The 20,901-nt window shown below is 68.4% G+C and carries 23 protein-coding genes; 3 read left to right on the top strand and 20 right to left on the bottom strand.

Annotated elements, in window-relative coordinates; genetic code table 11:
• Nucleotides 1-60 precede the first annotated feature (60 nt).
• From BLV94_RS36980 to BLV94_RS36950, 7 genes are all read right to left on the bottom strand, one after another.
• Nucleotides 61-666 carry a hypothetical protein gene (locus BLV94_RS36980; protein ID WP_072939885.1) on the bottom strand — a complete coding sequence of 202 codons (606 nt, stop codon included), beginning with the start codon at nt 664-666 and terminating at the stop codon, nt 61-63.
• Between the two features lie 28 nt (nt 667-694).
• Nucleotides 695-1,669, bottom strand: coding sequence for a porphobilinogen synthase (gene hemB / locus BLV94_RS36975; protein WP_072940421.1), 975 nt, complete (start codon nt 1,667-1,669; stop codon nt 695-697).
• Nucleotides 1,670-1,747: 78 nt separating this feature from the next.
• Nucleotides 1,748-3,313, bottom strand: a complete 1,566-nt coding sequence (locus BLV94_RS36970; protein ID WP_005251986.1) for a bifunctional uroporphyrinogen-III C-methyltransferase/uroporphyrinogen-III synthase — start codon at nt 3,311-3,313, stop codon at nt 1,748-1,750.
• A gap of 75 nt (nt 3,314-3,388) precedes the next feature.
• Complete coding sequence (hemC, locus tag BLV94_RS36965) at nt 3,389-4,354, bottom strand: hydroxymethylbilane synthase (RefSeq protein ID WP_072939883.1); 966 nt, start codon at nt 4,352-4,354, stop codon at nt 3,389-3,391.
• Nucleotides 4,351-5,787: a glutamyl-tRNA reductase gene (locus tag BLV94_RS36960; RefSeq protein ID WP_072939879.1), complete on the bottom strand. Its 1,437-nt coding sequence runs from the start codon at nt 5,785-5,787 to the stop codon at nt 4,351-4,353. Before BLV94_RS36960 ends, hemC begins: the two co-directional genes overlap by 4 nt.
• Nucleotides 5,784-6,638 (bottom strand): redox-sensing transcriptional repressor Rex, encoded by an 855-nt coding sequence (locus BLV94_RS36955; RefSeq protein WP_072939876.1) that lies wholly within the window; start codon nt 6,636-6,638, stop codon nt 5,784-5,786. Before BLV94_RS36955 ends, BLV94_RS36960 begins: the two co-directional genes overlap by 4 nt.
• A gap of 140 nt (nt 6,639-6,778) precedes the next feature.
• Nucleotides 6,779-7,039, bottom strand: coding sequence for a glutaredoxin family protein (locus BLV94_RS36950; RefSeq protein WP_072939874.1), 261 nt, complete (start codon nt 7,037-7,039; stop codon nt 6,779-6,781).
• Between the two features lie 179 nt (nt 7,040-7,218).
• Here BLV94_RS36950 and BLV94_RS36945 point away from each other — a divergent pair, with 179 nt between their 5' ends.
• Nucleotides 7,219-8,205, top strand: coding sequence for an HAD family hydrolase (locus BLV94_RS36945; protein WP_072939871.1), 987 nt, complete (start codon nt 7,219-7,221; stop codon nt 8,203-8,205).
• 15 nt (nt 8,206-8,220) lie between these two features.
• Here the strand turns inward: BLV94_RS36945 and BLV94_RS36940 are convergent, their stop codons facing one another.
• From BLV94_RS36940 to BLV94_RS36895, 10 genes are all read right to left on the bottom strand, one after another.
• On the bottom strand, nt 8,221-9,240 hold the full coding sequence (locus BLV94_RS36940) for a lysophospholipid acyltransferase family protein (RefSeq protein ID WP_072939868.1): 1,020 nt from the start codon (nt 9,238-9,240) through the stop codon (nt 8,221-8,223).
• Nucleotides 9,237-10,280, bottom strand: coding sequence for an NAD-dependent epimerase/dehydratase family protein (locus tag BLV94_RS36935; RefSeq protein ID WP_083395791.1), 1,044 nt, complete (start codon nt 10,278-10,280; stop codon nt 9,237-9,239). Before BLV94_RS36935 ends, BLV94_RS36940 begins: the two co-directional genes overlap by 4 nt.
• A gap of 199 nt (nt 10,281-10,479) precedes the next feature.
• A complete protein-coding gene (locus BLV94_RS36930; RefSeq protein WP_003402602.1) occupies nt 10,480-10,581 on the bottom strand; it encodes a 30S ribosomal protein bS22 in 102 nt (33 codons plus the stop codon).
• 200 nt (nt 10,582-10,781) lie between these two features.
• Nucleotides 10,782-11,018: a helix-turn-helix domain-containing protein gene (locus BLV94_RS36925; RefSeq protein ID WP_005258384.1), complete on the bottom strand. Its 237-nt coding sequence runs from the start codon at nt 11,016-11,018 to the stop codon at nt 10,782-10,784.
• A gap of 125 nt (nt 11,019-11,143) precedes the next feature.
• Entirely contained in the window at nt 11,144-11,959 is an 816-nt protein-coding gene (gene proC, locus BLV94_RS36920; RefSeq protein ID WP_072939866.1) for a pyrroline-5-carboxylate reductase, read from the bottom strand.
• A 36-nt stretch (nt 11,960-11,995) separates the two neighbouring features.
• A complete protein-coding gene (locus tag BLV94_RS36915) occupies nt 11,996-12,838 on the bottom strand; it encodes a thioesterase family protein (RefSeq protein WP_072939863.1) in 843 nt (280 codons plus the stop codon).
• A complete protein-coding gene (locus BLV94_RS36910) occupies nt 12,835-13,470 on the bottom strand; it encodes a MerR family transcriptional regulator (protein ID WP_072939861.1) in 636 nt (211 codons plus the stop codon). Before BLV94_RS36910 ends, BLV94_RS36915 begins: the two co-directional genes overlap by 4 nt.
• A gap of 84 nt (nt 13,471-13,554) precedes the next feature.
• Nucleotides 13,555-14,496: a sugar phosphate isomerase/epimerase family protein gene (locus BLV94_RS36905; RefSeq protein ID WP_072939858.1), complete on the bottom strand. Its 942-nt coding sequence runs from the start codon at nt 14,494-14,496 to the stop codon at nt 13,555-13,557.
• Between the two features lie 7 nt (nt 14,497-14,503).
• Entirely contained in the window at nt 14,504-15,802 is a 1,299-nt protein-coding gene (locus tag BLV94_RS36900; RefSeq protein WP_072939855.1) for a hypothetical protein, read from the bottom strand.
• Nucleotides 15,799-16,752, bottom strand: a complete 954-nt coding sequence (locus tag BLV94_RS36895; protein ID WP_072939852.1) for a Ppx/GppA family phosphatase — start codon at nt 16,750-16,752, stop codon at nt 15,799-15,801. The genes BLV94_RS36900 and BLV94_RS36895 overlap by 4 nt, the downstream gene beginning before the upstream one ends.
• A 66-nt stretch (nt 16,753-16,818) precedes the next feature.
• Here BLV94_RS36895 and BLV94_RS36890 point away from each other — a divergent pair, with 66 nt between their 5' ends.
• The gene (locus BLV94_RS36890; protein WP_072939849.1) at nt 16,819-17,604 is read left to right on the top strand and encodes a DUF3109 family protein; all 786 of its coding nucleotides are present in this window, start codon (nt 16,819-16,821) and stop codon (nt 17,602-17,604) included.
• A 69-nt stretch (nt 17,605-17,673) separates the two neighbouring features.
• On the top strand, nt 17,674-18,009 hold the full coding sequence (locus tag BLV94_RS36885; RefSeq protein WP_072939847.1) for a hypothetical protein: 336 nt from the start codon (nt 17,674-17,676) through the stop codon (nt 18,007-18,009).
• Nucleotides 18,010-18,111: 102 nt separating this feature from the next.
• Here the strand turns inward: BLV94_RS36885 and BLV94_RS36880 are convergent, their stop codons facing one another.
• The 3 genes from BLV94_RS36880 to BLV94_RS36870 all read right to left on the bottom strand — a co-directional run bounded on the left by BLV94_RS36880 (nt 18,112) and on the right by BLV94_RS36870 (nt 20,899).
• On the bottom strand, nt 18,112-18,801 hold the full coding sequence (locus BLV94_RS36880) for a response regulator transcription factor (protein WP_072939844.1): 690 nt from the start codon (nt 18,799-18,801) through the stop codon (nt 18,112-18,114).
• On the bottom strand, nt 18,798-19,994 hold the full coding sequence (locus BLV94_RS36875) for a sensor histidine kinase (RefSeq protein ID WP_072939841.1): 1,197 nt from the start codon (nt 19,992-19,994) through the stop codon (nt 18,798-18,800). The genes BLV94_RS36880 and BLV94_RS36875 overlap by 4 nt, the downstream gene beginning before the upstream one ends.
• A gap of 149 nt (nt 19,995-20,143) precedes the next feature.
• Nucleotides 20,144-20,899, bottom strand: coding sequence for a phosphoglyceromutase (locus BLV94_RS36870; protein ID WP_174705472.1), 756 nt, complete (start codon nt 20,897-20,899; stop codon nt 20,144-20,146).
• Nucleotides 20,900-20,901 lie beyond the last annotated feature (2 nt).

The raw sequence follows: 20,901 nt of genomic DNA, 5'->3' as shown, positions 1-20,901 counted from the left end.
CCGTTCTACCCTTGTGACGTACTTCACGGTACATCTTTATATTTCACGAGCAAATCGAAGCTACTCGGCGGAGGGTGGCAACCTCAGGAAGTAGCTGTTGGAATCCTTCCGGTGCATCAGCACGACGGCGCCGACTGCCACCACGGCCTGCAGGATCTGCACGCCGCCGAGTGCGAGCGCGGAAGCGCTTCCGTCCGATCCGATACCGAAGAGCACCGGGATCGTCCACACCACCATCATCACGCACGCGATGGTGATCAGCATCCTGGCCCAGTTCCGGCCCTTCCGCATGAAGTGCACGAACAGGACGAAAAGCCCGGTGAGGATCAGAATGAGGACGACCGTGAACCCGATACCCACGTAGAACAGCTTCTCCACACCGTCGCGGGTCATATCGACCTCGCCGGACGTGAAGCTGGGGTTCTTCATCAGTTCGTCGACGAACGTCGACTTCTCCCCCACCACGAGAACCATCGCGGCCAGCGCCTGGACCAGACCGAGCACGGCCACCACCCACAGCAACTGGGCCGCGGTGCCGACGTCGACCGGTGCCGGACGTTCGGGCTTCGGCTGCGGCACCGGCGGGGGGTACGGGAAATTGTGCGGGGACGGGCTCTGCTGATGCGGGGCCTGGTGCGGCGGTGTCGGTGGCCACTGCTGGGTCATGGCACCACCGTATCCGCCTGCGAGGCGATCACAACCAGCCCGCCGCTTCGGTCGCCCAGTAGGTCAGCACGACGTCGGCGCCCGCGCGGCGGATGCTGGTGAGCGATTCGAGGATCGCGGCGTCCCTGTCGATCCAGCCGTTCTGCGCGGCGGCCGTGATCATCGAGTACTCACCCGAGATCTGATACGCCGCAACGGGCACCGGCGAGCGGTCCGCCGTCTCGCGCAGGATGTCCAGGTACGACATCGCCGGCTTCACCATCACCATGTCGGCACCCTCGTCGACGTCGAGGTCCACCTCACGCAACGATTCGCGGCGGTTCGCCGAATCCTGTTGGTACGTACGGCGATCGCCCTGCAACGACGAACCGACCGCCTCACGGAACGGCCCGTAGAACGCGGAGGCGTACTTCGCCGAGTACGCGAGCTGACCGACGTCGGTGTAACCCTCGCCGTCGAGCGCCTTCCGGATGGCGCCGACCTGGCCGTCCATCATTCCGCTCGGCCCGAGCAGATGCGCACCGGCCTCGGCCTGCGCGACCGCCATGTCGACGTACCGCTGCAGCGTGAGATCGTTGTCCACCGCACCGTTCGCGTCGAGAACACCGCAATGGCCATGGTCGGTGAACTCGTCCAGGCAGGTGTCCGCCATGATCACCGTCGCGTCGCCGACTTCGTCTGCGAGCCAGCGCAATCCGCGGTTCAGAATACCGTCCGGATCGGACGCACCCGAACCCTCGGGATCCTTGTCGTCGGGACGCGGCACCCCGAAGAGCATGAGCCCGCCGAGCCCCGCCTCGGCCGCTTCCGTGGCCGCCCGCCGCAGCGAGTCGGGGGTGTGCTGGAACACGCCGGGCATCGACGAGATCTCACGAGGCTCGTCGATCCCGTCCGCGACGAACATCGGCAACACGAGATGCCGTGGCTCGAGCGAAGTCTCGGCCACGAGCCGGCGAAGCGCCGGCGTCCGGCGGAGCCGTCGCGGGCGGTGGGTCGGAAACACGGACATGCCCTCCTTCGTCGGGCCTGTGAGTGGTTGACGAGTCCCTGGACTCCTCAACCACTCACAGGCGCGTAGCGCCTATCGCCGAGCGCGGGACTTCTTGCGCGGCGGGGGCAGTGCGCCCTCGGCGCGCAGGCGCGCGGCGTGCTCTGCGAGAGCCTCCACCAGCGGGCCGACCTGAGCGGTCTCCGGCTGCACGTCCACGCGCAGACCGAACTCGATGGCCGTCTCGGCGGTCTTGGGACCGATGCAGGCGACGAGGGTGCGCGCGTGCGGCTTTCCGGCGATACCGACGAGGTTGCGGACCGTCGAGGACGAGGTGAAGCAGACGGCGTCGAACCCACCGGTCTTGATCATCTCGCGGGTCTCGGCCGGCGGCGGCGCAGCCCGGACGGTGCGGTACGCGGTGACGTCGTCGATTTCCCAGCCGCGTTCGCGCAGGCCCTCGGCGAGCGTCTCGGTGGCGATGTCGGCGCGGGGCAGCAGAACCCGGTTGACCGGGTCGAAAACATCGTCGTACGGGGCGAATTCGGCCAGCAGGCCTTCGCTCGACTGCTCACCGGACGGCACGAGTTCGGGGTTGATTCCGAACGAGCGCACCTTGGCTGCGGTGGCCTCGCCGATGCAGGCGATCTTGACGCCGGAGAACGCGCGGGCGTCGAGCCCGAACTCCTCGAACTTCTCCCACACCGCACGCACCGCGTTGGTGGAGGTGAAGACCACCCACTGGTAGCGGCCGTCGACGAGGCCCTTCACGGACCGTTCCATCTGTGCCGGGCTGCGGGGCGGCTCGACGGCGATGGTGGGCACCTCGATCGGGATGGCGCCGTGGGTGACGAGGCGGTCGCTCATCTCGCCTGCTTGATCCTTGGTGCGCGGCACCAGGACCTTCCAGCCGTACAGCGCGCGCGACTCCCACCAGGACATCTTGTTGCGCTGGGCGACGACCTTGCCGACCGTCACGACCAGCGAACCGACCAGTTCCGAACCGGCCTCGTTCAGCGTCGCGAGGGTGGCTTCCACCGTGCGCTGCTGGCGGGTGGTGCCGCGGACAGTGATGGCGGCCGGGGTCTGCGGGGCCAGACCGTGCTCGACGAGGGCGCTCGCCGTCTCGGCGAGGTGACCCGACGTGGCGTGCAGGACCAGCGGTCCGGGTGCGGCGGCCAGGGCTGCCCAGTCGACCTCGCCGCGGACGTCGGCCTCGGTGTGTCCCGACCCCAGTGCCATACCGGCGTAGGAGGGGACGGCGGACGCGGACGGCAGGCCCGGCAGGACCTCGAACTGCACCTGGGTGCGGGCGACGGCGGTGACCTCGGCGATCACGGAGTCGGTGGTCAGCGGGTCGCCGGACACCAGACGCACGACGTCGTGGCCGTTCCTCGCCTCGTGGACGAGGGTCTTCGCGACCTCCGCCGGCTCCCCCAGTGCGGGACGGACCTCGGCGAGCGGCTCACCGGTCTCGGCGTCGACGCCCAGGTCGGTGCCCACCAGAACGGTGACGCCCTTGTCGACGTCGGGGTCGGTGAAGGCGAGGGTGGCTGCGGCAAGGACGTCCCGTGCGTGCACGGTGAGCAGTGCCGGATCGCCCGGTCCGGATCCCACGAACAGGATTCGTCCGGGGGTGTTCTTTCGGACTCGGCTCATCGGTAATTCTCCAGTGCGATCATGTGTCGAGATGGGTACAGGAAGCGGATCGGCCGATCAGTCGGCCTTCGCACATCAAACATCGGCATCACCGGCCTCGGTGACATTCATCAGCTCCCGCGCACCGAGCTCGAGAAGCTCCCGCGCGACGGAGCGGCCGAGTTCTTCGGCGTTCTCCGGGGAGCCCACGGCCCCCGTGCGTATGACGTCGGAACCGTCGATGGCCGCGGCGCAGCCCCGGACGGACAGTTCGTCGAAGATGCGGCCGTCGTCGTCGAGGGATTCGACGACCTCGGCGATGGCGCCGACGGGCGCGGTGCAACCGGCCTCGAGTTCCGCGAGCAAGGCACGTTCCGCCGTGACGGCGGCGCGGCTGTTCGGGTCGTCGAGCTCGGACAGGATCGCCACGAGGGCCGTGTTCACCGACAGGCATTCGACGGCGAGCGCGCCCTGCGCGGGTGCGGGCAGCATCTGGACCGGTTCGAGGGACTCGGTGATCAGGTCCAGTCGCCCGATCCGCGCCAGGCCCGCCCGGGCCAGGATCACGGCGTCGAGTTCACCGGATTCGACCTTGCCGAGGCGCCGCTGCAGGTTGCCGCGCAGCGGCTGGATGTCGAGGCCGAGGCCCAGCGCCCGCAACTGCGACGTGCGCCGAGGTGCGGACGTGCCGACCTTCGAACCGGCGGGCAGCTCACCGAGGACCAGTCCGTCGCGGGCCACGAGCGCGTCGCGGGGATCCTCGCGCGGCGGAATGGCCGCGATCGTGAACCGCTCGTCGCGGGCGGTCGGCAGGTCCTTGTAGGAGTGGACGGCCACGTCGACCCGGCCGTCGGCGAGCGCTTCCCGGAGTTCGGCGGTGAAGACGCCGACACCGATCTTCTCCACCGATTCCATGGACTGGTCGCCCTTGGTCTTGATGATGACGAGTTCGGCGTCGTGCCCGGCCGAGATCAGTGCGTCGCGCACGGTTCCGGCCTGGGTGGTCGCGAGCTCACTCCCACGGGTTCCGATCCGCAGCGTACGGGTGCCGACGGCGCTCATGCCTGCGATTCCTTCCCATGGTTGTCGTCTCCGACGAAGCGGCGCAGGCGCGGGTCCTGGCCTGCGATGAAGCCGTCGGTGATGTCGATGGCACCCAGGTCGGCGCCACCGAGTTCGGTGGGCTTCGCTACGGCCTCGACGGATCCGGGGCTGAGTTCGAACAATTCGCGCAGAGCGGCGGCGTAGGAGTCGCCACCGGGCGCGGAGGCGAGCTGTTTCACGCGGACGGTGGGCGCGTGCAGGAGCTTGTCGACCACTCGCCGCACCGTGCGGGCGACCTCGTCGCGCTCGGGATCGTCGAGTCCGGGCAGACGCGAATCCAGTCGCATGAGCTCCGCCTCGACCACGTCCGCCGCGCGCTGGCGCAGGGCCGTGACGGTCGGCGTGACCTCCGCCAGCCGCTGGCCTGCGAGGTAGTTGGCGAGTTCGGCGGCGACGATCGTCCGGGCGGCGTCGGCGTCGGATGCGGCCGCGCCCGCGGCGGGATCGCGCTGCAGCGATTCCATGTCGAGGACGGTGACCCCGGGCAGACCGGACACGGCGGGTTCGACGTCGCGGGGCAGTCCGAGGTCGCAGATGACGAGGGGGCGTTCGGGAGCGCGGCCGGGCTGCGCCAGCGCGCGGTGGGTGTCCGCGAGCGTGACGACGGCGCCGACCGCGCCGGTACAGGTCACGAGGACATCCGCCTGGGCCATCGCGTCCGCGAGTTCGGCCAGGTCGAGGGCCTCCGCCGCGACGCCGTTGGACCGGGCCGTGTCGGCGAGGTGTTCGGCGCGCTCCTTGGTGCGGTTCACGACGACGATGCGGCCGATCCCGGCACGCGTGAGGTGTGCGACGGACAATCCGCCCATCGATCCGGCGCCGACCACGACTGCGGTCCGTCCGGTCAGTCCGCCTGCGCCGACGATGCCGGCGGCGCGGTCGAGGGCCACGGACACGACGGACGCGCCCGCGGAGTCGATACCGGTCTCCGAGTGCACCCGCTTGCCGACGCGCAGCGCCTGCTGCGCGAGTTCGTGCAGCGTGCGGCCCGCGGCCTGCTGGGCGTCGGAGGACGCGTACGCGGTCCGGATCTGCCCCAGGATCTGCTGCTCGCCGATCACCATCGAGTCGAGACCACTGGCCACGGCGAACAGGTGCTCCGCCGCAGCCTCGCTGTAGCGGACGTACGCGTGCCGGTGCAGATCGGTCAGATCGAGCCCCGAATGGTCGGCGAGCAGTTCGCCGACCTCGGCCAGCGCACCGTGGAACGCATCGACGACGGCGTAGATCTCCACCCGGTTGCAGGTGGAGACGATCATCGCCTCCGAGATGTGCGACGACGCCAGAAGCTTGTCCGTCAACTTCGGGCGATCGGTGTCGGTGACAGCCACCCGCTCGAGAACCGGCACCGGGGCCGTCCTGTGCGAGACCCCGACAAGCAGAACACTCACGGCGCGATCACTGATCCGTTTCTTGGTGCGGTGGACGGGACAGCCGAATGTCCGATGCGGACGCGGGGAGCGGTGGGTACCGATTCCGTGTTGCGTGCGCTGTTGAACGACAGGACCTGCATTTCGACCGCGAGGTCGACGCGGCGCATCTCGACGTGATCGGGGACGTCGAGGGAGGTGGGCGAGAAGCTGAGGATGCAGCGCAGTCCGGCGCGCACGAGACGGTCGGCGACTTCCTGCGCCGCCTCGTCGGGGGTCGAGATGACTCCGATGGTGGCCTCGAGTTCGGCGCAGGCCTGCTCGAGTTCGTCGACGTGCCGCACGGTGAGGTCGCCCACCGGCGCACCGACCCGCGCCGGGTCGCTGTCGAACAGTCCGACCATGGAGAACCCGCGCCGGCCGAAACCGCCGTAGCCGGCGAGCGCCTGGCCGAGGTTCCCGACGCCGACGAGCACCACCTTGTGTCCGCGGTCCAGGCCGAGCGCCCGCTCGATGCGGGCCCGCAGGCGCGTCACGTCGTAACCGACGCCCCGCACACCGTTCGGGCCCAGGAAGGAAAGGTCCTTGCGAAGCTTCGCGGAGCCGACACCGGAGGCGGCGGCGAGTTCCTCGCTCGAGACGATGATCGTGCCGCGTTCGGTCAGCACTCCGAGGACCCGCAGGTATGTCGCGAGGCGCGTCACCGTAGCCTGGGGGATGTCCCGCGATTCGGCGAGCGGGGCCGCGCCGGTGCCCGAGGGGGCCGGCGACCCGACCACAGACTGCCCGACCGCCCCCGTGACGCCAGGGGCCACAGACCCATGCGTCTGGTGCGTTTCGGTCACGTCGTTGGCTCCTCGTCCGACCGGCATTCGATGCCGTTCTTCACGATGCTCCGGGGAATTGTTCACACCACGGTAACTGCTTGTGAACCCATGCACAAAGTCGCTGCGACTGCGCGACATGCGGTCCTACCTGCACGGCATCGGACGATCCCACTTTTAGGGTTCCCTTACTTGCGTAAATCCGAGCGAAGGCGCTCTTCGTCGACCTCCCAGTAACTGTGCTCACGTCCGTCGAGCAACACCACCGGCAACCGGTCGCCGAATTCGGCCCGGATTTCGGGGTCCGTGGCCGCCGCCGCGTCGACGTCTATGCACGTCAGTTCCAGCCCGAACTCCTCGCACAGAACCAGCAACCGCTCGCGGGCCGGCGCGCACGCACCGCACCCCGCCCTCGTGAGAAGCGTCACCTCGTGTCCACCCGTGCTCATGCCCCGCCACTTCCTTTCGACGCCTCCGGTGGAGTCACTGTGCCGTTTCGGGGTCCGCGGACGCCAATCGGCTCGGAGATGAACGTCACACAGTTCCCCCCGCGGGGCCATCCACCCGCCCCGTCCCCGATTCGGGGGATAGGCTGCTCCCAGAGGCTTCTGCGATACGGGAGGTGCGAGTGCCTGCGCGATCACTACCGAACGGCTCGGGTTTCGGTTCAGGTCTGGCGGGGATCATCCTCCCGGGCCGACGCCAGTTCAGGAATCCGCTGGGACCCAGCGAAGCCGAGGTACGTGCCAACGTCGCAGGTGAGGCGAGCGCCGACGCGGCCCTCGCACTTCACGTCGCGTCCGGCGAGGACACCGAACTGGTCGAACACGACGTTCCCCTCGACCTGACGGCCGCCGCGTTCTTCGACGTCGACAACACGATGGTCCAGGGCGCCTCGATCATCCACTTCGCGCGCGGGCTCGCCGCCCGCAAGTATCTGAAGACGTCCGACCTCCTCGACTTCGCGTGGAAGCAGGTCAAGTTCCGCGTCACCGGCAAGGAGAGCAGCGACGACGTCGCCTCCGGCCGGGAGAAGGCCCTGTCGTTCGTCTCCGGACGGTCGACGGCCGAACTCGCCCGGCTCGGTGAGGAGATCTACGACGAGGTGATCGCCGACAAGATCTGGCCCGGCACCCGGGCGCTGGCGCAGATGCACCTCGACGCCGGACAGCAGGTGTGGCTCGTCACCGCGACCCCGGTGGAACTGGCGCAGGTCATCGCGAAACGCCTCGGCCTCACCGGCGCCCTCGGCACGGTCGCCGAGAGCGAGGACGGGATGTTCACCGGACGTCTGGTCGGCGACATCCTGCACGGCCTCGGCAAGGCACACGCCGTGCGTGCCCTCGCGGTCCGCGAGGGCCTCAACCTCAAGCGCTGCACCGCCTACTCGGACAGCCACAACGACGTGCCGATGCTGTCGCTCGTCGGGACCGCGGTCGCGATCAACCCCGACACCGATCTGCGTGAGCTCGCCAAGAACCGGGGCTGGGAGATCCGCGACTTCCGGACCGGACGCAAGGCCGCCAAGATCGGCGTTCCCACCGCGCTGCTCCTCGGCGCGGCAGGCGGCGCACTCGCCGCCGTCGTCGCGCGCCGCCGCGAACAGGCGGCCTGAGCCGCCCGCCGCGGCTCAGCCCAGGAACACGTTCCGGCGCTTCGCGAGGAGCCGGTACAGCGTCTGCTGGATGGTCTCCCGGACGTGGTCGGTGACCTCGAACAGTTCCATCGGGTCGTCGGCCGCCGACGCGTCGTACGTGTCGGTGACGATCGGCTTGCCGAACTCGATGTACCACTTCGACGGCAACGGCACGAGCCCGAGCGGCCCGAAGTGCGGGAAGAGCGGGGTCACCGGGAAGTACGGCATCCCCAGCAGTCGGGCGAGCGTCCCGAGTTCACCGATCTTCGGGTAGATCTCCTCGGACCCCACGATCGAGCACGGAATGATCGGCGCACCGGTCCGCATGGCGGCGGACACGAAGCCACCGCGGCCGAACCGCTGCAACTTGTACCGTTCGCTGAACGGTTTGCCGATGCCCTTGAAACCTTCGGGGAACACGGCCGCGACCTCCCCGTCCTGCAGCAGGCGCACGGCGTCCGGGTGGCACGCGAGCGTGTGCCCGGCCTTGCGTGCGACACCACCGACGAGCGGCATCTCGAACGCGAGATCGGCGGCCAGCATCCGCAGCGGGCGATGCGCAGGGTGATGGTCGTGAACGGCGACCGAGGTCATCAGGCCGTCGATGGGCAGCACACCGGCATGGTTGGCGACCACCAGCGCACCGCCGGTCGATGGAATGTTCTCCAGACCGCTGACCTCCACGCGGAACCACTTGTCGAACAGCGGACGCAGGATGGGGAGCCACACGTTCTCGGCGAAGTGGGGGTCGTAGCCGAAGTCGTCGACGTGATAGTCGCCGGAGAGCCGGCGGCGCACGAACTCGGCGGTGTTGACGATCTGCTCGGCCAGGGCGTGGCGGACGGCGTCGACCGCCGAGGACTCGGTGACGGGCTGGGGTGGGGTGATCACGGAGGGCGGCGGCATCGCGGACGGATGTCTGCTCTCGCTCTGCTCACGCCTCGAACGTCCGATAGCGGTCCCGCGCGCGGCTGTCGCACCGTGCAACGGAATGACCTTCGCCACTTCGTTCACCTCTCCCCTTTCGCCGTGCCGGTAAGAGCGAGTAGTGCGTTCTCTGCTGCGTCGACCCATTCGTTCTTGATGATCGCCTTGACGCCGGCAGCACGAGCGAAGTCGTCGAGCGCCTGCATCGAGGTCCACCGTGGCTCGAAGGATAGTTCGGTTCGCATGCGCGTGGTGTCCAGTCCGCAACCGAAATGGAAGTACTCGAGTTGCTCGGTGGTGTACGACCGCATCACCGGCCCCATCAGCGCACGTCCGAGGTTGCGGAACAACCCGAACGGCATCGGGACCTCGATCCGCCCGGCGCGGCGGATGGCCTGCGACATCATCACGACGCCGTCGCCCGCGACGTTGAACGTGCCCGCCGGACCCGACACCGTGGCCCGTTCCAGCGCGGCCAGCGCGTCCTCTTCGTGCAGGACCTGCAGGCGTGCGTCCCGCCCGAGAATGGTCGGCACGACCGGTGAGGTGAGGTACTGCGCGACCGTCGCGTTGAGTCGCGGCCCGACCAGCGGTGCGAGGCGGACGATCGACACGCCGATGTCGGGGCGCCTGCGCCCCATTCCGCGCAGATACCCCTCGATCTCGATGCAGTCCCGCGCGTACGCGCCCGCCGGGCGGCGCCGGGCGCTCATCTCCTCGGTGAACTTGGCCGGGTCCTTGGCGCTGCAGCCGTAGACCACGGAGGCCGAACGCAACACGACCTTACGGACGCTCGGAGCCTTCTGGCAGACGGCGAACAACTGCATCGCGCCGATGACGTTCATGTCCTTCATGGCCGCGCGACTACCCGACTTCGGCGGGCGCGCCAGCGTCGACGCGTGCACGACGGTGTCGACCTCGGCGTTACGAATAACCTTGCCGATCAAGGGATTCCGGATGTCGGCGCGCACGAACTCGGCGCGGCCCATGCGGCGCAACATGTCCTTGCTCGGCGACACCGCGTCCACCGCGATGACCCGCTCGATGGCCGGATTCTGAGCGAGCCGGGTGACCAGATATCCACCCAGAAACCTGCTGGCCCCAGTGACCAGCACGACGCGCGGCACCGCCGTCCGCGTAGTACTGTCTTCGTCACTCACAACCACTCAGACCCCCGATCACGTAGCGAGTGACGTCAACGATACGTGCAGGAAGGGGATGGCGCTCCGCACAACGGCAATTGGCCGGTCGCCCGATACGCGACAGGCCCGCCGTGAAACGACGGATGCCCGCCACCGGAGGTGACGGGCATCCAGACGCAACTCTTTACTTACCGAGTTTCCTGCGCTGCACTCGGGTGCGGCGAAGCAGCTTACGGTGCTTCTTCTTCGACATGCGCTTGCGTCGCTTCTTGATCACTGAACCCATAGCGGGTGTCCCTCACGTTCTTCTCTAGCGTTCCTGCGCACGCCGATCACGTACGCTCGCGCCACTCTGGCGCCTGGGCCTCGTTTTAACTAGCTCAGCGCCTTACGACACCAGCTGGCTGGTACGACAGTCGCTAATCGTACCGGTGCGGGTCCTCTCCCCGAAAACGAGGTCGAAGTGACCCTCTTCGTGCCGATCGGTCAACCGGCGTCGAAGTACGAGGTTTCGAGGTAGTCGTGCACTGCTTTCGCATGCACTCTGAACGAGCGGCCCACGCGGACGGCGGGCAGTTCGCCGCTGTGCACCAACCGATACACAGTCATCTTGGACACTCTCATCAGCGTCGCTACCTCGGCGACGGTGAGAAATTGCGTTCCGGCCAGTGCCGGTTGTCCGTCCGGGGCCGAGCCCTTGGACGGCTTTTTTGCAGACGTCATCAACCACTTACCTCCGGCACGTCTCGCGCCGCCGGCTTCCCCTCCGGCGGAACAGACACGCACGTGCTACTTCGAGCTTAGCGGGACGGATGGGGTTACTGCGACGGGTGTGGGCAATCGAATATTCATTCGGTCGTCGTGCCGAGTTCGGCAGAACGAATTTTCGCGGCTTCGAGGGCGTCGAAAAATGCTGTTCGGAGACCGTTTCCCTCCAGCCGGCGGATCGCCGCCGCGGTGGTTCCGCCGGGCGAAGTCACGGCGGCACGAAGTTCGGTCGCGCTCTCCCCCGACCTGTCGAGCATGGCCGCGGAGCCGACCATGGTCTGCACGACCAGTTCGGTCGCGGTCGCCCGGGTCAGTCCGAGCCCCACGCCCGCGTCGATCATGGCCTCGGCGACCAGGAAGAAATAGGCCGGACCGGAGCCGGAGACGGCGGTGACGGCGTCGATCTGCGATTCGGGGACGACGACGACCTTGCCGACCGACGACAGGACGCCGCGGACCAGTTCGAGGTGTTCCTTCTTCACGTGCCTGCCGGGCGCGAGCACGCTGACGCCCTCACCGACCAGCATGGGCGTGTTGGGCATGACCCGGACCACGGGGAACCCGGCGGGCAGTCTCGTCTCGTAGAAGGCGGTGGGGATACCGGCAGCGAGCGAGACGAGCAGCTGCTCGCGCTCGCCGTCGAGTTCCACCTTGGACACCTCGGTGAGCGCGGATTCGACGTCTCCCGGCTTGACGGCCATCACGATGACGTCGGCGCCTTCGGCGGCGTCGGACGGGGTGGTGACCCGCACCGAGTACGCCGCTGCAAGCTCGTCGGCGCGCGCCGGGTGCTGCTCGGCCACCACCAGATCCTTGACGGCGTGACCTGCCTGCAGAAGCCCCGAGATGAGGGCCTCGCCGATCTTGCCGCCTCCGATTACCGCAATTCTCGTCATGGCGAACAGCCTGCCACGACGCTCTGCGGCGCCTTCCTAGCGGGGGATCATCGCCAGTTGCCGGCTCTGCACGACGATCGCCCCGGTGGAGTCGAGGACGGTGTGGTCCTCCTCGAACCATGCGCCGCCGAGCACCGTGCTGCTGGCCATCACGCGCAGCCAGCCCGGCGCGGGCTGCCTGCGCAGGTAGGTGGTCAGCTGGACCGTCGGCGCCCAGCCGAACATGCCGCGGTTCATCGTCACGGGGGCGCTGATGTCGCCGGTCATGATCGCGAACAGCGCCGCCGTGTCCGGGTCGCTCTCGTCGCCCGCGCGCGGTCGCACCCACATGCGGACCTCGGGTTCGCCCTGGTTGCCGGTCAGGAAGTGCGCCGACGTCCCGTCCACCCGCATGTCGCAGCCCTGGGCCACGTGGACGATTTGCCCCATCGGATGGTCGGCCGTGAGCACGACGGCGTCGGCGGGCGGTTCCACCGGGAGCTGCGCCAGGGCGTGGTCTCCGCTGTACTGCGGCTCCCCCACGTCGGGGACGCCGAGCGTGACCGACGCGTGGACGGCAACGCGGTCGCCCTGCGTCAGCTCCACGTCGACGAACGACACCTGCTTGCCCTGCTTGCGCACCGTCGTCGACAGCGTCACTTCGCCCGGGTCGGGGGCGGACAGGTAGTTGGCCCCGATCGCGAGGGGCTGCACCCGGGCCGGCCCGGCATCGCCGGTCTCGTCGAGCAGTCGCCTGCGGGCGGCGGCGGCGCAGAGCGACATCATCGAACCGCCGTGCACCTTGGGGCCGATGGTCCAGATCGGGTCGATCGACGCCCGGTACGTCCCGTCACCGGCAGCGGTGAGGACATTGAGATCGTGGAAGGGAGTTGAGCTCACTGCTGGTCCTGTTCTTCGGGGTTCCGGAGACGCTTCTGTGCGACGTCCTGGTGTGCGAGCCGGCGCATCGCGGCGATCACCGGTTCGTAGACGGCCGTGCCCAGCACCGCGTACCGGATCGCATCCTCGGCCGACGCGGTGGGCATGAGCCCGATGTCGATCTCGGCGATCCCGCGCACGTGGCGCCCGTAGGCGTCGAGTCGCTCCTCGGTCATCGGGATGCCGGCTTCCTCGAGTGCCACGAGGGCACGTTCGAGCTGACCGACCGCGACGTACCGGGGGTCGTAGACCTGCCCGAGCCTGTCGAGGACGGCGCGGGCCCGGGGGAACTCGTCGGCGTCGTCGGCGGGGGTGTCGAGGTAGGGCGGGAGTTGCGCGATGGCCTGGCCGAGCACGTCGAACAGTGAGCCGTCGGGATGGTCGACGAGGCGGAGTATCTCCCGGATGCGGGGAATCGGCAGTCCGGCTCCGGCCAGCGCCTTGACGAGGCCGAGGCGCTGCACGTGCTCCTCGCCGTACCGGGCCTGGGTGGCGCTCGTCGCCTCGCCGGGCATCAGCAGACCTTCGCGCAGGTAGTACTTCACCGTCGCGAGCGGAACGCCGGTACGGGCGACCAACTCGGAAACGCGCACGGCCCCTCCTTCGACAACCAGACTGGATACTGAAGCTATCCAATGTGGCCCCGAGCTTACCGCAGGAGAAACTCGGCAGACGCCTCAGGTGTCGTCGTGATCGCCACCGGAGTGGCTGCGTGGCGACCCCGACGCGGCGCGTCCCGGTTCGAGATGTTCACGGGCGAAGGCCAGCGCCTGCGCGAGCATCGACGACCGTTCCCGGCGGGTTCGGGCGTTCTGCGTGTTGATCTCGACCACGGCCTGCCCGTCGAACCCGGTGTCGACGAGGTGCCGGCACAGCTGCGCGCAGGGCTGGGCGCCGTGACCGGGAATGAGGTGCTCGTCCATCGACGCGCCCCGGCCGTCGGCGAGGTGGAGATGCGCGAGGCCCTCCCCCATCCGCTCCGCCAGTTTCATCGCATCCATCCCGGCCGTGGCCGTGTGCGACAGGTCGAGCGTGTAGTGGGCGTGCCCCGAATCGGTGGGGTCGTAGGACGGGCTGAACGCCGACAGCGCGGCCCCGGGTCCGCCCCGCCGCCGCAACCGCTCGGCGGATCTCTCCTTGCTGCCGAAGAAGCCGTCCGCCCGCATCGGGAACATGTTCTCCACCGCGACGATCACGTCGCTGCGCCGTTCCAGGTCGGCCACCTGATCGGCGAAGCCGTCGGCGTACCGGCGCTGCCAGCGGAACGGGGGGTGCACCACGACGCTCGTCGCCCCGAGCGATTCGGCGGTGCGGACGGAACGCTCCAGCTTCGCGACGGGGTCGGCGCCCCACACCCGCTGCGAGATGAGCAGGCACGGCGCGTGGATCGCCTGAACCGGGATCGCGTACCTGCGCACCAGCCCGGCCACGGCGGCGGCGTCCTGGCTGACCGATTCGGCCCACACCATCAGTTCGACGCCGTCGTATCCCAGATCGGCCGCGTACCGGAAGGCCGCCTCGGTGTTCTCCGGGTACACCGAGGCCGTCGACAGGCCCACCAGTACCTTCCGCCCACGCGGTGACCGTCGAACCTGCTCGTGCCCACTGTCCCCGACCATGAGCAACTCAGCCCGACGCAAGCATGAAGGCTAACGGCCCCAGAGTGACGATCATCCCGACGACGACGGCGATCACGAAGCTGGTGATGTCGTCGGTGCGGCGCAGGATGCGGACCATGGCGACCAGGCCCACGATGACGAGCAGCGCCAGAATCAGCGCGACCCACGGGAAGACGTCCCACAGCTTCTCGAAACCCTTGAAGAGCAGGGCCCCGGCGATCACGGCCACCACACCCTGGCCGATGAGAACGGCCCACTCACGGGTGGAGTTCTCGCCGGCCTCGTCCTTGCCTGTCTTCTCCGCTTTCGCGGCCTTCTCCGCCTTCGCCTCCTTGCGGGAACGGCGCGGGGTGTCGGACTTCTGCGTGTCGTCGTGCTGGCCGGTGTCCGCCTCGTCGGTGGCGGCCTCGATGAGGTCCGTCTCCTCGGCCGCGTTCGCCGCATCCGAGTCCCGGGACTGACGCATCAGGTCGCCGGCCAGCGTCGATCCGGACAGCAGCGCGGGCTCCGGCTTCGCCTTGGCGGGAGCCTCCGGCTTCGGCGTCTTCACGAACTTCGACGCGCCGTTCGACGCCGCTGCCGTACCCGACTTCGCTGCCGTACCCGACTTCGCTGCGGCGCCCGCCTTCGCCGGGGTTCCGGGTTTCGCCGGGGCCTCGGGCTTCGCGGGTGCGTCGGACTTCGCGGCCGGTTCGGCCTTGGCCGTTGTGTCGAGCTTGGCCGTTGTGTCGGGCTTGGCCGTTGTGTCGGGCTTGGCCGGGGGTTCGGCCTTCGGCGCCGGTGTCACCCGCGGAGCGGCGGCGGTCGGCTCCGGCTTCTTCACGATCGGGGCGGCCACCGTCGGAGCCGGCGTGGCGGCGGCCTGCGGCGCCGGCGGTTCCTTCCGGACGGACCGGCTGACCCAGGTTCCCTGGTTTTCGCGCGACGTCCCGCCCGACACCACGGCGCGGCCACGGCCGGCGGGGCGACTGGCGATGGGTTCGTCGTCGTCATCGTCGCTGTCGTCGAATGGAGCCTTGAAAGCGGCCGTGCGCTCGTCGGCCCTCGCCGACGGTGCTGCCGGCGCCGACGGTGCTGTCGGCGTGGGTGTGCGCGACGGCTCGGGCGCGGCCGGTTCCGGTTCGGGTTCGGATTCGAGTGCCCGCGATTCGGACGGATCCCGGACCACCGGAATTTCACCGGTCAACTCGGCGACGGAGATTCCTCCCGCGACGCCGCGCCGACGCCGCCCGCCCCGGGACTCCACCTGCTGCCCGTTGCGTTTGAGCAGTTCTGACACAGAGATCTGCTGACTGTCCTCGGTCATCGAGCACCCACCATCAATTCACCGCCCATTTCCGTATCGAGCTTGCGGAGGATCAATCCCTCGCGCAGAGCCCAGGGGCAGATTTCGAGTTCCTCCACGCCCAGTGCTCTCATGCTGGCCTCCGCAACGAGCGCTCCGGCCACGATCTGCTGCGACCTGTCGGAGCTCACCCCTTCTAATTCTGCACGGTCCGAGGCCGTCATCCGCGAAATGAAAGCTATGAGTTGCCTGAGACCGCTGGCGGTGAGCGTGCGCTTGACCCGCGGGCCCGCGCCGGACGGTGCGGCGCCCGTCAGCCGGGCCAGCGAGCGGAACGTCTTCGACGTGCCGACGGCCCGGTCCCACTGCCCCGCCGTGCGCAGTTCCTTCGCCGGGACGGTCAGTTCGGCGTCCAGCCAGTCCCTCAGCACCGCCACGCGACGCTTGCCCGGCGGGTCTGCCTCGAGCCAGTCCCGGGTGAGCCGTCCCGCGCCGAGTTGCAGCGACAGCGCGACGTCCGGGTCCTCGTCGCCGCCCGTCGTCAGCTCGAGGGATCCGCCGCCGATGTCGAGGTTCAGGATGCGGCCGGCGCTCCACCCGAACCAGCGGCGCACGGCGAGGAACGTCAGCCGCGCCTCGTCGACACCCGACAGGACCTCCAGCATCACGCCGGTCTCGTCGTGCACGCGCGCGAGCACGTCGTCCGAGTTGTTGGCGTCGCGGACGGCGGACGTCGCGAAGGCCATGAGTTCACCGCACCCGGATGTCCTCGCGATGCTGGAGAAGTCTGCCACCGTCGTGACCAGGCGATCTGCACCTTGAGCGGTGATGTCACCCCGATCGTCGGTGTTCTCCGCAAGCCTCAGAGTCGACTTGGTCGAACTCATCGGTGTGGGGTGGCCGCCCCTGTGGGCGTCCACTACGAGAAGATGGACGGTGTTGCTTCCGACGTCGAGTACCCCTAGTCGCACATTGACACGGTACTGGGTCTACCGTCGGGCTTTGTGACAGCACGTAAAGCAGGGCGTTCACACAAGATGACACCCAGCCCCGAAGTACCCCTCGACTTCGCTCGCGAATGGGTCGAATTTCCCGATCCCGACAACGCCGAGCACCTCATCGCCGCGGACATGACGTGGCTGCTATCCCACTGGACCTGCGTGTTCGGCACTCCGGCCTGCCAGGGCATCATCGGCGGCCGGCCGGACGACGGCTGCTGTTCGCACGGCGCGTTCCTCTCCGACGAGGAGGATTTGGAGAAGCTGAACAAGTCAGTGAAGCTGCTCACACCCGAGAACTGGCAGTTCATGGAGAAGGGGCTCGGCAAGAAGGGGTACATCGAGGAGGACGACCTCGAGGACGAGCCCGCGCTGCGCACCCGCCGGTATCAGGGGGCCTGCATCTTCCTGAACCGCCCCGGCTTCGAGGGCGGCGTCGGTTGCGCGCTGCACTCGATGGCGCTCGAGCGCGGGATCGAGCCGCTCGAGGTCAAGCCCGACGTGTGCTGGCAGCTTCCGATCCGCCGCACCCAGGAGTGGGTGGAACGCCCCGACGGCGAGCAGATCCTCAAGACCACCATCACCGAGTACGACCGGCGTGGCTGGGGTGAGGGCGGCTCGGACCTGGACTGGTACTGCTCGGGCTCACCCGACGCCCACGTGGGCGCCAAGGCCGTCTGGCAGTCGTACGCGCCAGAGCTGACGGAGCTGCTCGGCAAGGCCGCGTACGCGGAATTGGCGACGCTGTGCAAGCGCAGGGCCGGCCTCGGACTCGTCGCCGTGCATCCCGCGACCGTGGCCGCACAGAAGAGGGCCGCCGGGTAACGGATCGGACCTGCCGGTCGATTTAGCCGTCACGGCCCCATTCCGGGCACAGCCACGACGGGAGAGATCATGTTCGCTCGCATTCTGACCGGTGCCCTGCTGACCGCCGCCGCAACGCTCGCTCTCGCGCCGACCGCGTCCGCCGACCCGACCCCGGACTGGAACACCTTCTATGACAAGACGGCGAACTTCGTCGCACCGTTCGATCCGGGCGCCTTCGGCGACAAGGCTGACCGGGCCCTCGTCCTGAGCCCGTACGGAACCGGCAGGGTCATCGAGTGCAAGGGCGACGGACACTACGTCGCGGTCTACTGCAGGCAGTTCGACGACCAGGGCCGCGAGCACGCGATCACGCAGATCATCTCGGCGCCGTTCCGCGGCGTCTGGGTGTACAACCCGTTCTGACAGTCGCCCGTTCCGGCACACGCCCACGAATTCGTCAGCCGCACCGGCAATTGCCTGTGCGGCTGACGAATTCGTGCGCAACCGTGGCGGATCGGCGTCCGCTCACGCCTCCAGTTTGTAGCCCAGCCCGCGGACGGTGACGAGGTGTTCCGGCTTCGCCGGGTCGGTCTCGATCTTCGAGCGCAGACGCTTGACGTGCACGTCGAGGGTCTTGGTGTCGCCGACGTAGTCCGCGCCCCACACCCGGTCGATCAACTGTCCGCGGGTGAGTACCCGGCCCGAGTTCCGCAGCAGGTACTCGAGGAGGTCGAACTCCTTGAGCGGCAGCGTGACGGCGTCACCGTTCACCTGCACCACGTGCCGTTCGACGTCCATCCGGACCGGTCCGGCCTCGAGGACTGCCGAGTCCTGCGCGACGTCGAGTTCGCTGTCGACGCCGCGGCGCAGCACCGCGCGGATGCGGGCGATCAGTTCCCGCGCCGAATACGGCTTGGTCACGTAGTCGTCGGCGCCGAGTTCGAGACCCACCACCTTGTCGATCTCGCTGTCCCGTGCCGTCACCATGATGACGGGGACACCGGATCGGCTGCGGAGTTGCTTGCAGACGTCCGTGCCGCTCATGCCGGGCAGCATGAGGTCGAGGAGGACGATGTCGGCACCGGCCCGGTCGAACTCGGCGAGCGCGGACGGTCCGTCGCCGACGATCGTCGTCTCGAATCCTTCCTTGCGAAGCAGGAAGGCCAATGGGTCGGCCAGTGACTCCTCGTCTTCCACGATCAGCACACTTGTCATCGCTTGGCCTCCATACCGGTTTCTCTCCTCCCGACAGTTCCGCCGTCGGCGTCCCCGCCGTTCGTCTCTACTGTCTCGATGTGTGCAGGAATCTGCAGGGTAAACGTCGAACCCGTTCCTGGCTTGCTCCACAGGTCGATCGATCCGTTGTGGTTGGCGGCCACGTGCTTGACGATCGCGAGGCCGAGTCCCGTTCCGCCGGTCGCCCGGGCCCGCGCCTTGTCGACGCGGAAGAAACGTTCGAAGACGCGTTCCTGGTCGGCCTTGGCGATGCCTTCGCCGCGGTCGGTCACCGAGATCGCCACGTTGTCGCCGCGGATGGACCGGCTCACCGAGACCGGGGATCCCTTCGGCGAATAGGCGATGGCGTTCTGCACCAGGTTGGACAGCGCGGTGACGAGCAGCGCGCGGTCGCCGAGCACTTCGTAGCCGCTGTTGTGGTCCGTGGTGACGGCGATGCCTGCGGCTTCCGCGGAGATCTTGCAACGCTGCAGGGCCTCGTCCACCACCTCGTCGACGGCGACGGCCTCGAGGTCGGGCAGCTTCTCGGCGCCCTGCAGCCGGGACAGCGCGATCAGTTCGGTGACCATCTTGCCGAGCCTGACGGATTCACCGAGCACGCGTTCGCCGAAGTGCCGGACCGAATCGGGGTCGTCCGCCGATTCGAGAAGTGCCTCCGCGAGCAGTCCCATCGCGCCGACCGGGGTCTTGAGTTCGTGGCTGACGTTGGCGACGAAGTCGCGGCGGGTCGCTTCCATCCGCACCTGCTCGGAGTCGTCGTCGGCGAACAGGACCACGAAGTTGTGGTCTTCCTTGCTGAGCAGTCGTGCGGTGCCGCGCACCGCGATCCGGTCGCGCCCCCGCTGCGGGTTCTTGGTGCTGAGGTCGACCTCGACGGGTTCGCCGGTTTCGAGGACGCGGAGCGCCGCCACCCACGCACGGTCGTCGACGAGCCGGTTCCGCACCAGGCCCAGCTCTTCGGCGCGGGGGTTGAACAGGACGACGTCGTGGAACTGGTCGACCACGGCGATGCCGCTCTCGGATGCCAGCACGATCAGGTCGAGGACCTGCGACATCGTGAGCCCCGACGTTTCTTCCATTCGCTGCGCCTGCCGGGTAGACAGCATGGGGATCAGCACGCCACCGACGAAGCCGCCCACGATGGCAAGCAAGACGGCTTGAACAACACTCACGCCTGAATCGTACGTTCGCGCGGCGGGCCGGTTACGCAGGGTCCAGGCATTTCCGCGCACGTCACACGCGGCAACCGGAGTCTTCGTCCGCAGTTAACCTGCTGTTGGCCGGACGTCCCGCGAACGGGACGTCCGGCCGGTTGCACGGGTTACTTCCCGCCCTGGTTCGCGACCGCGGCGGCGCCTGCGGCGGCCGCCTCGGGGTCGAGGTAGGTGCCGCCGGGGTTGAGCGGCTTCAGGTTCTCGTCCAGGTCGTAGCGCAGCGGGATGCCCGTGGGGATGTTCAGCCCGGCGATGTCCTCGTCGGAGATTCCGTCGAGGTGCTTGACGAGGGCACGCAGCGAGTTGCCGTGCGCGGTGATCAGGACGGTCTTGCCGGCCTTCAGATCGGCCGAGATGGTGTCTTCCCAGTACGGGATCAGGCGGACGACGACGTCCTTCAGGCACTCCGTGAGCGGGACCTCGTCGAGGTTCGCGTAGCGGGGATCGGTGTCCTGGCTGTATTCGCTGCCGGCCTCGATCGTCGGCGGCGGGGTGTCGTAGCTGCGGCGCCACAGCATGAACTGCTCGTCGCCGTACTTGTCCTTGACCTGCGCCTTGTTGCGTCCCTGCAGGGCGCCGTAGTGGCGCTCGTTGAGACGCCAGTCGCGGATGACGGGAATCCAGTGCCGGTCTGCCGTGTCGAGCGCGATGTTGGCGGTGCTGATGGCGCGGCGCAGCAGCGACGTGTACAGCACGTCGGGGAGCAGGTTGTGCTCGAGCAGCAATTCGCCGGCGCGCTTGCCCTCGGCGATGCCCTTATCGGTCAGGTGGACGTCCACCCAGCCGGTGAACAAGTTGAGCGCATTCCATTCGCTCTCGCCGTGGCGGAGCAGCACAAGGGTTCCGGTACTCATGCCGTTCATCC

The organism is Rhodococcus koreensis (genome assembly GCF_900105905.1).
Taxonomy (GTDB): domain Bacteria; phylum Actinomycetota; class Actinomycetes; order Mycobacteriales; family Mycobacteriaceae; genus Rhodococcus_F; species Rhodococcus_F koreensis.
This window is presented reverse-complemented; position numbering and strand designations above follow the sequence as displayed.